The following is a 13,733-nucleotide window of genomic DNA, read 5'->3' on the forward strand; positions in this document are numbered from 1 at the left end:
AATTGGTGCTGGTCATCAGGGGTGGAACTCCTACTCGGGCCCTCTCAGGCTAACCCGACAAAGCGGGATGTCTCACCCAAGGCTGACAGAGAGGGGGACGGCCAGCCGATGAGTCCGGACCCGCAGACGCGATAGCCGGAATGCACACCGTCGCCTCCGGTAACACGTTGTGGGACATAGCCCTGCAGGCCCTCGGCGACGCCATGCGATGGGACAGCCTCTACGACCTCAACCGGCAGACCATCGAGCACGAGGCCCTGCGGCACGGATACCCCTCCAGCGACCGGGGCCACTGGATCTTCCCGGGCACCGTGCTCACTCTGCCTCAGCCCCCGATGGCGCGGACGCAGCCGTCGTCGCGGTTCGTGTCCGCTCCATGCCCGACCACTTACGGAGAGCTGAGGGCTACCACCAGCGCTTCGGCCTCGTCCACGTCGACTTCGCGACGCAGCTGCGCACCCCGAAGGCCTCGTACCTCTGGTACCGCGACCTGATTGTCAATCAGCAGCTCTATCGGCCTAAGTAGTTGAGATCGATGGCGGCCGTGGCACATGTCGGGACCGGTCCAGGTTGATGAGTGCGCTGGTCGAGCGCGGGCAGGTGGCCGCGCTCGGCCATAGGCTGTGAAGACAGGGTGTTCGATGGTTGAGAAGGCCGTCACCAGCGGTTTGAGCTGAATCGGATTTTGTAGAGGCCTTGAAGCCAGGCGTGATCGCCGTGTTGGCCCAGTTGTGGGTCTGTTTCTGCTCGGCGCTGCTGGCATCGCGTGGTGCAGGTCGATCAGGTCCGGATCGAGGCCCAGCGGGTCGGGGCTGAGAGGGCGGGCGGTGCCGGGTCGTAGTACCGGAAGACGTTGCAGTGCAGGCCGGTCTCGGCGTCGTGGAACTGCCCGGGGAAGCAGCGGGCAGTCGATGCTCTCGACCGCGTCAGGCAGCGGGTGGCCGCACAGCGCGGTGCGCTGCTGCCAGGCCACGGCGCCGTGCTCGTCGACCAGTTCGGTCGGGGCACCGGGCCTACGTCGCTGACGATGGCGTGGAAGCGGCGGTCGATCTCGTGCTGCGGGGCGTCGGCAATGGCCAGCAGCCGGTCGACTTGGGTGAGCGGGCGCTGCCGTGTGAGGGTCCACTCGGCCCCGGCGGCGTGCTGGTGCGCGCACGATCGTCGAGTCGACCGCGACCACGCGGTCCAAGTCGCCTTCGGCTTCGGCCAGCGCGAGCAGCGCGGTGAGCGCGCGCTCCCACGTACCGTCCAGTGCCAACCTCCATGGCCGGTTGTGGACGCTCTTCCACGACCCCGAACCGCTCCGGCAGGTCCGTTTACGGCGTCCTGGTCCGGTACTTGAACACGATCGCGTCGATCACCTCCCGATGATCACGCCACCGTCTGCCCCCGCCGAGGCGCCGGGTACGGCAACAACGGCTCTGCCCACGCCTATTGCGCATCAACCAATAATCGAATGATCCGCAGGGAACGGCCTACCCCGGAGCCCCAGGCTTCAGCGGGACCCACCTCGTCATCGAGTCCCAGGCCTGCAGGGCGTCCTCCAGGACGTCCATCGAGGCCTCGGACGCGGGCCCGATCGTGCTCGCCGTGATGAGCAGCATTCCGCCGTACTGCTCCACCAGCGCGATGAACGCCTCGGTCGCCGGAGCGCTCCAGGCCTGCCCGGGCGTTACCACCGCAACCTCGCCGGGGCCGGTGAGTGCCCAGGCGCGCCCGTCGGAGGACCTGGGCGGCAGCCCGGACCACACCGGTCGCAGGTCGATCAGCTGGGCGCCATCCGACCGGGGCCCGCACGCCGCCGTCGCCGTCCAGCGGTCCCCGCTGCGGACCAACTGAGCGATCTCGAAAGACGGGTTGACCACGAGGGCGGGAACGCAGAGCGGGCCGAATCCCTCCCCCATGGGCACTCCGGCGGTGAATGCCTTCCAGCTGATGCCCGCGTTCTTGGCTATCTGGGTCAGGGCCGACTCGTTCCAGTGTGGATACCGGCACAGTCCGAAGTGGAAGAGCCGCGCGTAGGCCAGCATCAAGGTGTCATCCACGTGGAGCGCTGGAACACCGTCGCCCAGGGGGTACCCGCACTCCTGGCAGTCACCGGCCCAGAGCAACTGCATGAGCGAACGGGCTTCCTCCTCTCCGAGTCTGTCCAGGCAGACCTGGCTGAAGGCCAGGTACCGCAGTCCGGACGAGCCCTCCTCTGCCTCCAGGACCACCCAGTCCGAGGGGCAGCCACGCTCCTGCGCCCGGCTCCACCATTTCTTCCCCAGCCGGACGTCGCCGAAGGAGTACGCCGTCACACCGGCCATCAGACAGCCGATCGGATCACCCAGCTCCCCCTGCTCGACCGCTGAGGCGTAGGCACGCGACACGTAGGCATTCGCCGTCTCGTGGTCCTTCCTATGCAGGAGGACGCCGGCGTACGAGAGGGCGGCGAGCGGAATCTTGCCGTCGGCAGCAACTCTCAGGGCTTCGACGGCTTCGTCCGACTGCCATTTCGACCTCAGCCAGTCCGAGTAGTGCAGCGCACTCCCGGGATCTCCGGCCTCGGTACCGTGTTTCCAGAGCGCCACCGCCTCGTCCTGGTCGCCCAGTTTCTCGTGAACCAGGCCGAGGGCTCCGATCGACATCCGCTCCCCACTCTGGATCGCGCGCTCGTACCACTCCTGGGCCGCTTCCAGATCCCCCCGCGCGAAGGAGACGGCACCCATGTTGTGTGCCCCGATGGAGTCGCCCAGAGCGGCAGCACGCTCGAAGCAGCGGGCGGCGCCGTCATAGTCCTCCTCCTCTGCCAGCAGCGCCCCCAGAGTGATCAGGCCGTCGGGATCGTCCGCCTCCGCGAGGGGGCGGAGCACCTCCTTGGCCACCTCCGGTCGGCCCGCCACCTTGGCGACGGTCGACACCAGCGCCCGGCGCGTGTCGTCCACGACGCGCAGCGCCTCCTCCCACACCTGCTCCGGGAGCTCGCTCGGACGGGACCGGCGCGCAGCATCGGACACCAGGTAGTCGAATGGCTTCCACGTTCCGCCCCGGCCCGGCACCAGGGGACTGGTCACGCCCAGCACGATCCGGGACGCCCACTTCCATGCATCCGCCATGCCCTCCGGACGCAGCGCCGGACCGCCCGCCAGGTCGAGGAAGTACTCGTGGAGGCGTTCCAGTGAATCCGGTGCCAGCGCACTGTCCACACCCGTGCGGGCAAGGGCGACCGCAGCCTCGACGAGCGCGGCCCCCCGGGGGTTGCCCCGCACCCGGGAGGCAGCCTTCCACCGCTTGAGGACCTGCGGCCCCGCCGCCAGGTACTCCGCCACCCCGTGCGCCCGGTCGGCGCTCAAGGCCGCGACGACGCGCGGGTCCTGGCGCGCCGACGCGGCCTGCCGCTCGTCGTCGGTCCAGATCCGGTCCAGCGTGAGGTGGTATGCAGCGCGGATCACCCTGCCCGGCGAGGACGGCAGACGCGGCCCGGTGCCCTGCGAGAGTGACGGCCCGTCCTCCTCATCCGTGTAGTGCTCGTAGAACTCGGTGCGCAGCGTCGCTAGCACGACCGTGCCCCGGCGGACGAGCCGGTCGAGCAGGGACGGCGTCAGCCCGTCGGACCGCAGGTAGGTGTGCAGGTCGTCGAGCCACACGACGCTCTTGTAGTCGATGCCGGAGGGGGAGTGCAGGAAGGCCAGGTCGGCGTCGGGATCCGGCTTGCAGACCGACCGGTCCGGGAGATTGCGGACCATGCCTTCGAACAGGGCCCGCGACTTGCCTGCCGCCGAATCCCCGGTCAGGAGCAGCAAGCCGCCGGTCTCCGCCAGCGCTTTGAGTCGGGCGTTAACTTGGGCGTCGACGTCGCGTGGCACGTACTGCACCACTTCCGGGTGGCCGGCGGCGTCCGGCGCGCGATGGACGCCGAAGGAGATCGGGTCGGCGTCGGCGATCCGGAGCCAGTCGCCTTCGCTGGAGGTGGCGGCCTCGTGCACCGTGTGCGGCGCCGGCCTGCCGATCTCCACCACTTCCGGCCGCAGCCCTGCGGCTGCCTGCACGGCCCGCTGGAAACCGGGGTCGGCCACCACGACCGAGATTGGAACGGCTTCCACCCGTGCGTGTGCCCACTGTCCCGGGTCCCCGGAGACCACGCCGATCAGGAATTCTCCGGCGAAGAGCGCGGCACCTGACATCCCTTGCCAGGGCGATGCGCCGGGAGTGCCGGCCGTCGGCGGTGGTGTGTGGGAGCTGTCCAGGATGTAGCGGCCGCGCAGGATCGACGACCCCGGCTTCAGCGTGCCGACGATCTGCTCGGTGTCCGGCCTCGTCCCGTCCCGCAGCGAGATGAGTGGGTACCCCACGGCTTCGCAGTTCTCCCACGCGGCCAGGCCCACCGTCCGGCCCCAGCGGACGTCGGATATCCGGCACGTCGTGGCGTCCCTGACCAGGTCGTCGTCCGCTTCGAGCAGGGCCGCGTCGCACGCCTCGTCGTAACGGCGCCACCTTAGGCGGCAGTTGCGCATCCCCGCGCCTCCGGGGACGGCGACGCGAGCGACCCCGTTGTCCCCGTCGAACAGGTGCGCCGAGGTGAGCACCAGGCGGGAGTCCAGCAGGAAGCCGCTGCCCTGCCGCGCTCCCTGGACGATGGCGATGCGTTCGACGGACCGGACGCTCATCCGCCGCGCAGCCCGGACGGATGCTCGAAGTCACCCAGGTCGACCGCGGCCCGGCTGCCGATCTCGATCGGCCCGCCGAAGGCCGAGTCCGTCGGCTTCAACTTCACGGACACCTTGTGGACGGCGTTCTGCGCCACCCCCACCTGGGCGTCGCCGGAGACCACCCATGCCTTGAACCCCGCCTTGGCCGTCGCATCGCGTCGCAGCTCGACCGAGAAGTCCAGCGTGATCTCGTCGACCTCGAACCTGATGCGCTGACCGTGTGCAGCGTCTGCGGCGGCCATCAACTGGTCCCGCAAACCTTGCACGGCCTCGGAGAGTTCCACGTTCTCCAACGGATCGCGCACGTCTCCGACTCCCCCCGTCCGGCCCGCCCTCAACCGCTATCCCTATCACATCGATTCTGGTGCGGGCGGGCGATCCGGACAACGCCGCCGAACGCACCGGAGTGCGGTGGGGCGTGTCGAGCACCATCGATGCGCCCCGATACAGCCCGCCGCACAGCTACCGGCGCCAGCTCAGCGCTCGTGGCCCTGCGGCTTCAGTGGCGTCCGGCAGCTTCGGGGCGGGCAGGCGGGCGCGGGCGTAGCCATGGACTTCGCCGAAGCGGGTGCCGGACTGCCAGTCGGCGCGGGTCTGGGCGATCTCCTCGTTGGTGCGGCCGATGAAGTTCCACCACGCGGCGATCTGATGATCGTGGCTCTGGTTCTGGGGTTGCGATGGCGCACCTGACTTTGGCGGCGTGATCCTATACGCCTGGGTTGCCACCATCAGAGGACGGCCCTGACGGCGAGCCGCGAGGAGCCACTGATGGTTACCAGGCCACTGCTGAAGCGCAGGCCAGCAGGCACGGCGACCACGATCTTCGCCGAGTCTTCGACCAACGGCTGCCACGGCGCGAGGTCGGGCCGTACCAGCTTGTTGCGGGCCGCTGACCTGGCAGACTACCGCCAGGGATAGAATGACAGGGTGTCCGACGGGCCGAAGGACACCCGCTGCGGCTTCCTCGTCGTTCCGGAGAACCGGGTCCACCCGTCACCGCGCACCCTTCGCCTGGCCGTTGCGCTCGTCCGCTCGTCATCCCCGACGCCGCACCCCGATCCGATCGTGTTCTTCGCCGGCGGGCCCGGCGCGGACGCCCTGGGAGACATCTCGGGACTGACCGAGGCGGGGCTGAACCGCGACCGTGATCTGATCGTCTTGTCCCAGCGCGGGACGTACTCGTCCGAGCGGCCGCTGACGTGTCCGGAGATCGACCGGTTCTACGGGGAGCGCGTCCACCTCCTCTACGGCGCGCCCTCCACCGGAGACCGGTACGCCCAGGCGGCGGCCCGGTGCCGCGACCGCCTGACGGCCCAGGGGATCGATCTGGCTGCCTACAACACCAGCGAGAACGCTGCCGACGTGGCGGATCTGCGCAGGGTCCTGGGAATCCGGGAGTGGAACGTCCTCTCGCATTCCTACGGGACGCAACTGGCGCTGACCTACATGCGCATGTTCCCCGACGGCATCCGCTCCGTGACGGTCGACGGCGTCGTACCGCCGTCCGTGGCGACGCCTGGGTGGACGTGGAGCAGCCTGAGGGAGTCGGTCGACAACATCGTGAGCGCTTGCGCGGCGCAGCTCTCCTGCCGGCAGCGTTACCCGGACATCGGTGCCGCTTTTCTGCGCATGGTGCGTCAGCTGGAGGCTGATCCGGTCACCACGCACGTGACGGTGCCGCAGGTCGGACGGGTGGAGGTGGTCCTCGACGGCGGGGCCCTGCTGAACTGGCTGGTGCGTGCCAGTCACGCTCCCGAGACCTTCGCGGTGGGCGTGGACGAGCTGGCCCACGGTCACCCCGAGCGCATCGCGGAGCAGTGGGCGGCCGCCTGGCTTCCCGGCTCTCAGGGGATGTTCGCTCACGGGTTGTCGCTGAGCGTGTGGTGCAGCGAGTGGGTTCCGTTCGAGACCCCCGAGGAGCAGCTCGCCAAGGGCCAGGAGGCCTTTGCCGAGCTCCCCCGCTCGGTCCTGGCCCAGGCACCCCAGCTGCCGTTCCTGCGCCAGGCATGTCGGGCCTGGAACGTCCCGAAGGCACCCGACGCCGTGCGCGAGGTCACTCGGAGCAGCATCCCCACGCTTGCCATCTCAGGGAGTTTCGACGCGCAGACCGGGGCGCAGTGGGGGCGCTACGTGGCCCGGACGCTCTCCCGCTCCACGGTGGTGACGCTGGCCGGTGTCGCCCACGGGACGTACGACACCCCGTGCGGGGCGAAGGTGATCACCTCCTTCTTCGACGACCCCGAGCATCCCGACACCCGCTGCGTGAGTTCGGTGGAACCGGCGCCGTTCGTCGTCGGCAGTGAGGGAGCCGGTACCGGTGAATGAGGATCTGCCATCGGCCGGTTCCGGCACCGTGCGCTCTGCTGTGTCACCTGGACGTCCAGAGCCCCCGCAGTGGTCCCGCTGCGGACTGGCCCACGGCAACCAGCGCTCCGAGTGGGACGCCGGCTGCCGCTTCGACTTCGAGAACCCCGAGCACCGCTGAACCGGCATCCGTTCCTTTCGAACGGTGTTGCGCACCTCGGCGACTTCGCCACCAGAGTCGGTTACTCGTCGGTGCGCTTGCGGGGTGGCAGCTCGTACAGTCCGGTGCCGCCGTGTGCTCCGTTGGTGATGTTGACCACGCCGACGTTGGCTTCCAGGCGGGTGCCGCGGGCCATGATGCCGGCGAAGCCGCGTGCCATGGTGAACACGCCCCAGACCGTCAGCCATGGCTGCAACCGGCCGTTTTCGTCCGGGAACAGTTCGGTGACCGGGCGGATCCGGCGCTGCAGTATGTAGGGCTTGCCGAGCGCGGCGTCGAGGTGCGCGGCCCAGCTCTTCTCGGTGACGTCCCCGCCGAGGAGCACACCGCTGCCACCGTGCAGGACCGTCGGTTTGAGTACGAGGTCGTGTCGGTTGGCCCGGGCGTAGTCGAGTAGTTCCACCATCTGTCCGCTCTCCAGCGTCACTGTGCCGGGCCGGACGGTTCGGGTCCATGGCAGGATGCGGTCGAACGCCGCCAGCTCCTCGGTGCTGAACAGGTGCCGGTTGTTTTCGTCCGAGAGCATCGCCAGTGTGGTCTTGCTGGCGTAGAGCTCTGCGTCCAGCGGGACGAACAGCTTCACCTGGTCGGCCGCGGCGGCGCGGACGACCTGGTCCATCAGCGCTGGGGCTTCGGGGGATTCGAGCAGGTCCTCGGCGAGGAAGATCCGGTGGATGATGTCGACGGCCCGGTCGCCGAGCCAGACCCGGCCCTCGCGGTAGTCGAGCTGGCCGATGTGGCAGGGGTGTGCGTCTGCGCCCAGTGCCTGAAGATAGGCGCAGAACTCCCTCAGGAAGGCGGCCCAGCCGCTCAGGTAGCTGCTCGGCCAGTCGGCGACCGCGATGACCGGCCGGGATTGTGGGTCGAACCCGGTGGCGGCGTACATGGTGAGCAGCAGTTCCCTGGCGGTGTCGGCGAAGCCAAGGCCGTGCCGGGCGGCGAAGTCGGCGAGGAGCGGGTGTTCCAGCAGGGCCTGGGCCATCACGCTGTTGCCCATACCGCCGAGCGAGCTGGTCATGTTGACTTCCACGACCTTGAATCCGCTTTCGTCGACGCACAGATCCGTACGGGCCATGCGGGTCGCGCCGGCGCCCCGGCTGCGCAGGATCACCTCGATCTGGGTCTCGGTCATGCCGACGGCCCGGGCGAACGCGCCGAGATCGCCGTCGAAGAGCCTGTCGGGCAGGCTGAACAGCGCGGTGTGGAGCGTTTCCAGATCTTCCGTCAGCTGCTCCTGCTCTTCGTGGCCGAGAAAGAGCGGGCGGGGCAGGAAGCGGTTCTCGTAGTCGATGGTGAGCAGGGTGTCGTGCTGCGCACGACCGAGCAGTTCGGCTGCGGTGGCTGTGCTTTCGCTCAGTTCGGCCAGATACTGCTTGGTCAGGGTGGGGCGGTCCACGGAAAGTCCTCTCAGGAGGGCGGGTGGGCGGGTGGGCGGTGGTGGCGGGAGTGTTCAGCTGCGCGCCGACGCTGCGCGGCGGGTGGCGACCAGGGCAGCCAGGGCTGCCAGGTCGGGCTGGCGCATGACCTCTGCGGCCTTGACCCGGATCGGGTAGGTGCTTTCGATCAGCGCGATCAAGCGCGCGACGGCCAGCGAAGTCCCGCCCGATTCGGCGAAGTTGTCGGCGGGCGTGAGGTCGGGCTGGTCGAGCAGCCGGCGGCAGGCCACGAGGAGGAACGCTTCGGTGTCTTCTGCCTGCGGGGTCTGCCGGGTCGGCGCCGCCCCAGGTGTGGTGGACGCCGCGGCGGCGGCCTGCCGGGTGAGCAGTGCGCGGTCGACTTTGCCGTTGCCGTTCAGCGGGAAGGAGTCGACGAAGCGGACCATGGCGGGCACCGCTTGCTTCAGTACCCGGGCGCGGGCGGCGTCCAGCACAGCGTCTTCGTCGGCCTGCGCCCCTTCGGTGAGCAGGAGGAAGGCGGCCAGCCGTAGACCGCCGCCGGTGCCCTGGTACGGGACCACGACGGCGTGCCGGACCGAGTGGTGGGTCTCCAGGGCGGCCTCGACCTCGGCCGGTTCGATCCGCGCGCCGCTGATCTTCACCTGGTCGTCCATGCGGCCGAGGAATTCCAGCGGTCCGTCGGCGCGCATCACCGCCTTGTCGCCGGTCCGGTAGACGCGGTCCACATATGGTTGACCTGCGGGGGCCGGTACGAAGCGTTCGGCGGTCCGCTGCGGGTCCACGTAGCCGAGCGCCAGGCCCGCACCGCCGATCCGGACCTCTCCGGCACGTCCTCTGGGCAGGATCCGGCCGTCCTCGTCGGTGATGAAGACGGTGTATCCGGTCAGCGGCTGTCCGATCGGCACGATGGCGGTCGGGTCGTCGCTTCGGGGCCGCAGGCGGTGGGTGGTGGTGAGCACGGTGGCCTCGGCGGGACCGTACACGTTGTGCACGACCGCCGCGCACTTCGCGGGCGGCCGCACCCGCATCCGGTCGCCGCCCACCAGGATGTGGCGCATGGCCAGGCCGACGGGCCAGGGCTGGGTGAAGGCGAGTTCGGCGAGCGGGGTCGGCAGCAGGCAGTGGGTGAGGCCCGACTCCTGCCACCACTGGAACAGTTCGGCCGTCGAGCCGCGGGCGTCCTCGGGCGCGACGTGCAAGGTGGCGCCCGACGACAGTGCCTCCCACAACTCCTTGAGGTGCGCGTCGAAGGTGGTGCCGACGAAGAGACCCACCCGGGACTCGGGGCCGATCTCGAGCCGGTCGCAGGTCCAGCGGACCAGGTTGGCTATCGCCCCCTGCGACAGCAGTGCGATTTTGGGCTTGCCGGTGCTGCCCGAGGTGGTGACGGCGCAGAAGGCATCGCTGGGCGCACCGTTCGCCCGTCCGTCGCGCTGAGCGACCACGAGCCCGTCCACCGCGTCGGCCGGCGCAACGGTCCAGCCGGGTGGCGGGGTTGTCGTGCCGTCGGTGAGCAGGCAGCTGATGCCGGCGTCCTCGGTGATCGATTCCACCCGCGCGGCCCCCGGCTGCGCGCCGAGGGAGAGGTAGACCGCGCCGATCCTGGCCAACGCGACCGCCGCGGCCACCAGCAGCGCGGAGCGTTCCAGGCAGACTCCCACCAACTCGCCACGGGTGACTCGGCCGCCGAGGGCCTGCATGATCCGGGCGGAGGCTCGGTCGAGCTCGCGGTAGTTCCAGGTGATGGTGTTGTCCACGACTGCCGGGGCGTCGGGCTGCTGGGCCAGCCAGCTGTCGAACCACTCGAGTGGTCCCGCTCCCGGTGCGGGAGCGGGCGCGGGCTCACCTCCCCAGGCGATGCTGGGCAGCTCGTGGCCGGTCGGTTCGCGGGAGGTCAGGGAGGTCATATCGTCTCCTCGGGGCATGGTTCGGGGTGGTGGGGTCAGCCGTTGGCTGCTGCGGTGAGTGCTGCGAGGCCGGTCGCGGTGTCGGCGAGGTAGGCCTCCAGCAGCGCGGTGAACTGCCGCTGCAGTTCGGCGATCCGGGCGCTGTCGTACAGGTCGGTGGCGAAGTCCCAGATCAGCAGCATGCCGCCGGGGCCCGAGCGGGAGTTGACGGTCCGGCGGGAGTCGGGGATCAGTACCACGTCGAGGGCGAAACGGGAGGTGCCGGTGTTGAATGCCTCGTGGATGGACACCTCGAGGTTCAGCCCCTCGACGTGCGGGATCGGCGCGTCGTGCGCGCTGAACATGACGTGGAAGAGTGGGTTGTCCAGGCCGGTGCCGGAGTGTTCTCCGAGTTCGTGGGTCAGGTCCTGGACGGGGACGCCCTGGTGCGGCAGCGAGCGGATCAGGACCTCGGTGACCTCGTCGACCGCGTTCAGCGCACTGCCGTCGGGCTGGAGGCGGATGCGCAGTGGGATGGTGTTGACGAACATCCCGACGCTCTCCTGGAAGCCGGGCGGGCGGTTGCCCACCGCGCTGCCGATCACCAGGTCGGACCGGCCGCTCTGTCGGCGTAGTAGCTCCGCGAAGAGGGTGAGCAGAACCGAGAACGGGGTGTGCCCGTGGCGGCGGGCGGCTGTCCGTAGGCGCTCGGCCGGCTCGGGCTCCAGCAGCTGGCGCAGTTGGTCGCCGTGCGGGATGTCGCGGACCCGTCCCGGATCCAGGCCGGGCAGCGGCAGGTCGAAGGGGGCGCCGTCCAGGGCGCCCCGCCAGTACGCCACGGCTTCGTCGTGGTGGCCCGGTTGTTCCTCGGCGGCCACCGACTGGCGGACGTGTTCGAGGTAGGAGCGGGGCGCGGGCAGGTCGGCCGGGATGCCCTGGGCCAGCGCCCGGTAGGTGGTGAACAGGTCGCGCAGGACCAGGCCGAAGGACCAGCCGTCGTGCACCAGGTGGTGCTCGGTGTGAAGCAGTCGGTGGTGCTCCTCGGCGAGCCTGATCAGGGCCCACCGCACCATGGGCGCCTCGGCGGTGTCGAAGGGCTCGTCGTGCTGCTCGCGCCACAGGTCCTCGAAGGCTGCCTCGTGGTCTTCGCCACCGGTCAGGTCCACGGTGCGGTAGCGCGGTGCGCAGGTGTCGTTCACCCGCTGCTTCGGTGGAAAGTCCTCGGGATCGAGTTCGAGGCGGAACGCGTCGTGGCGGGCGAGCACGGTCGCCAGGCTCTGCCGCAGGGCCGGCTCGTCCAGCGGGCCGCGCAGGTCGAGGGAGGCGGTGAAGTTGTAGGCGCGGCTCTCGGGGAAGAGTTCCTCGTGCAGCCAGACGATCTCCTGGGAACGGGAGAGGTTGAACATCGCTGCGGCCCTTTCCGGGTCGGTGGTCGTTCGGTGTGCGGGGCTGGTGGCCGGGGCGGCCTCGGATACCACCGGCTCAGCGGGCTGGTGGGGTGGCGGTGACGGTGTCGCGGAGCAGGAACTCCAGGCCGTCGCCGTGAAGCCACTGCGCGCAGGTGCCGGCGTGGTCCGGTCCGTCGGTGTCGGCCAGGCGCCGCTGGGCGTCCGCCATACGGTGGCGTGCTTCGGCGCAGAACACGTCGGCGAGGTCCTGGGCCGGTCCGGTGCCCTCGCAGTGCAGTCGGGCGGCATTGGCCAGCGCTGCGGACATGCTGAACAGCTCGGCGGAGAGCTGGTTGAGCAGGATCAGCAGGCGCTCCTTGGCGAACAGCTCGTCGGGGTCGGGGTGTCGGTCCACCAGGTCGCGGCTGAGGCGGGCGAACTGCACGGCTTGTTCGGCCACGAAGCTCAGGTGGTCCCGGTTGCGCGGGGACAGGCAGGCGTCCGCTGCGGTGAGGTCGGTCGCGGCCTCGGCGATGGCCTGCGGCTTTGGGTAGTGGCGGGAGAGCAGGTGCCGGGCCGCCCAGTGGTCCACGAGGAAGTCCACCCCGCCGGCCACCCGCAGGGCACGTGCGTCGCGGAAGAACCGCTCCACCGGCAGCGGCTGGGCGCCGCGCCGGGCCTTGCTCGTTGCCGTCTCGAAGCCCTCGGCGGCCAGCAGGGACAGGGTGCGGTCGACGATGCGCCAGCTGGTCATCGAGTTGATGTTCTTGGCCACCGTCTGCTCCGGGTCCAGGTCGATCCCCGGGTGGCGTTCCTCGGCCAGCAGGCACCACTCCACCACGCTCTCCATGGCGAAGGTCTCGGCGAGGTTGGCAGCGATGATGCGCTGGATCTCGTCGTACTGCTCCAGCCCGAGCCCGCCGACCGAACGCCGCCGGACGAACTCCCGGGACCAGTGCAGGCAGAGCCGGCCGATCGCCAGGGCGGGCGCCGAGATGGGGTACATCCGGCCCCGGACGCTGATGGTGTGCAGTTCGGGGGCCAGACGCCACTCGTCCTCGGCGGTCAGGCCGTCGAGGGTGAAGACCCGGCTGTGCGGGACGAAGACCCGGTCGAAGGTGAGGGCTGCGTTGGGCAGACCCTTGAGACCCAGGTACTCGTGCCAGGACCTGACCGTGAAGCCGGGGTCGGTGGTGTCGACGAAGAACAGCCGGATGTACTCCCGGTTCTTGTCGTGCACGGTGGCCGAGACCCTCAGCAGGCCCGCGATCGGGCCGTTCTGGATGAACACCTTCTCGCCGCTGATCCGGAATCCGGTGCCGTCCTCGGTTGGCACCGCGGTGGTGGACCGGGTCCGGTTGATCGCACCGGTGGGCTCGGTGTCGGCGTCGCCGGAGATCGCGCCCGCTGCGAGCAGCCGTTCGAGTTCGGACTTCAGCTCGCCGTCGGTCATGATCGGCAGGTAGGCGCCGGCGCCCAGTCCGAGGTGGACGGACATGGCGTAGCAGGCGGTCACCGACCAACTGGCGGCGGCCTGGATCATCCGGAAGGCGTTGTGGGCGGACAGGCCCAGACCGCCGCGCTCGAGCGGCTCCTGAAGCTTGAAGTAGCCGCGGGCGGCGCAGGCTTCGTGGAAGCCGTCGGGCAGCTTCGCGGTGCGGTCCACCTCGGTCGGGTCGACGGTCTCTTGGAGGAAGCGCATCAGCCCGGCGACGGCGGCGTCGCCGCGGGCGCGGTCCTCGTCGGACGGGGCGGGGAAGGGGCTGATCAGGTCCCAGCGCACGTGCCCCAGGTGGAGCTCGGCGAGGAAGCCGGCCGGGGTGATGGTGTCGTGAGTCATGTCTGCC

8 protein-coding genes and 2 pseudogenes are annotated in these 13,733 nt (G+C 69.9%); 3 read left to right on the forward strand and 7 right to left on the reverse strand.

Translation table 11 applies throughout. The features are described from left to right. Positions 1 to 140: 140 nt before the first annotated feature. A pseudogene (locus tag ACIBEC_RS44330) lies at positions 141 to 221 on the forward strand (hypothetical protein); the annotation flags it as partial. Then, positions 209 to 526: a family 1 glycosylhydrolase gene (locus tag ACIBEC_RS44335; RefSeq protein WP_396290604.1), complete on the forward strand. Its 318-nt coding sequence runs from the start codon at positions 209 to 211 to the stop codon at positions 524 to 526. The pseudogene ACIBEC_RS44330 and the gene ACIBEC_RS44335, both read left to right, overlap by 13 nt. A gap of 949 nt (positions 527 to 1,475) precedes the next feature. On the opposite strand, the gene ACIBEC_RS44340 is transcribed toward ACIBEC_RS44335, so the two are convergent. The 3 genes and pseudogenes from ACIBEC_RS44340 to ACIBEC_RS44350 all read right to left on the reverse strand — a co-directional run. After that, positions 1,476 to 4,649 (reverse strand): tetratricopeptide repeat-containing serine protease family protein, encoded by a 3,174-nt coding sequence (locus ACIBEC_RS44340; protein ID WP_360508531.1) that lies wholly within the window; start codon positions 4,647 to 4,649, stop codon positions 1,476 to 1,478. Next, the gene (locus tag ACIBEC_RS44345) at positions 4,646 to 4,996 is read right to left on the reverse strand and encodes a trypco2 family protein (RefSeq protein WP_360508534.1); all 351 of its coding nucleotides are present in this window, start codon (positions 4,994 to 4,996) and stop codon (positions 4,646 to 4,648) included. The genes ACIBEC_RS44340 and ACIBEC_RS44345 overlap by 4 nt, the downstream gene beginning before the upstream one ends. Before the next feature lie 171 nt (positions 4,997 to 5,167). Beyond that, positions 5,168 to 5,327, reverse strand: a pseudogene (locus ACIBEC_RS44350) (pirin family protein); the annotation flags it as partial. Between the two features lie 291 nt (positions 5,328 to 5,618). On the opposite strand from ACIBEC_RS44350, the gene ACIBEC_RS44355 reads away from it, so the two are divergent. Beyond that, on the forward strand, positions 5,619 to 7,016 hold the full coding sequence (locus ACIBEC_RS44355; protein ID WP_360508540.1) for an alpha/beta hydrolase: 1,398 nt from the start codon (positions 5,619 to 5,621) through the stop codon (positions 7,014 to 7,016). Between the two features lie 221 nt (positions 7,017 to 7,237). Here ACIBEC_RS44355 and ACIBEC_RS44360 read toward each other — a convergent pair whose 3' ends face one another. From ACIBEC_RS44360 to ACIBEC_RS44375, 4 genes are all read right to left on the reverse strand, one after another. Continuing rightward, entirely contained in the window at positions 7,238 to 8,611 is a 1,374-nt protein-coding gene (locus ACIBEC_RS44360; RefSeq protein WP_360508543.1) for a hypothetical protein, read from the reverse strand. A 54-nt stretch (positions 8,612 to 8,665) separates the two neighbouring features. Then, positions 8,666 to 10,519, reverse strand: coding sequence for a non-ribosomal peptide synthetase (locus ACIBEC_RS44365; RefSeq protein WP_360508546.1), 1,854 nt, complete (start codon positions 10,517 to 10,519; stop codon positions 8,666 to 8,668). Between the two features lie 35 nt (positions 10,520 to 10,554). Next, entirely contained in the window at positions 10,555 to 11,904 is a 1,350-nt protein-coding gene (locus ACIBEC_RS44370) for a condensation domain-containing protein (RefSeq protein ID WP_360508549.1), read from the reverse strand. A gap of 76 nt (positions 11,905 to 11,980) precedes the next feature. Continuing rightward, the gene (locus ACIBEC_RS44375) at positions 11,981 to 13,726 is read right to left on the reverse strand and encodes an acyl-CoA dehydrogenase family protein (protein WP_360508552.1); all 1,746 of its coding nucleotides are present in this window, start codon (positions 13,724 to 13,726) and stop codon (positions 11,981 to 11,983) included. Positions 13,727 to 13,733: the final 7 nt, after the last annotated feature.

Origin of the sequence: Kitasatospora sp. NPDC051164 (assembly GCF_044455625.1) — a bacterium.
In the GTDB taxonomy this organism is placed as follows: Bacteria; Actinomycetota; Actinomycetes; order Streptomycetales; family Streptomycetaceae; genus Kitasatospora.

Bases quoted from the DNA above. Each gene is read 5' to 3' on its own strand.
- ACIBEC_RS44370 (WP_360508549.1), bottom strand. From the start codon at position 11,904: ATGTTCAACCTCTCCCGTTCCCAGGAGATCGTCTGGCTGCACGAGGAA.
- ACIBEC_RS44365 (WP_360508546.1), bottom strand. From the start codon at position 10,519: ATGACCTCCCTGACCTCCCGCGAACCGACCGGCCACGAGCTGCCCAGC.
- ACIBEC_RS44335 (WP_396290604.1), top strand. From the start codon at position 209: ATGGGACAGCCTCTACGACCTCAACCGGCAGACCATCGAGCACGAGGC.
- ACIBEC_RS44375 (WP_360508552.1), bottom strand. From the start codon at position 13,726: ATGACTCACGACACCATCACCCCGGCCGGCTTCCTCGCCGAGCTCCAC.
- ACIBEC_RS44340 (WP_360508531.1), bottom strand. From the start codon at position 4,649: ATGAGCGTCCGGTCCGTCGAACGCATCGCCATCGTCCAGGGAGCGCGG.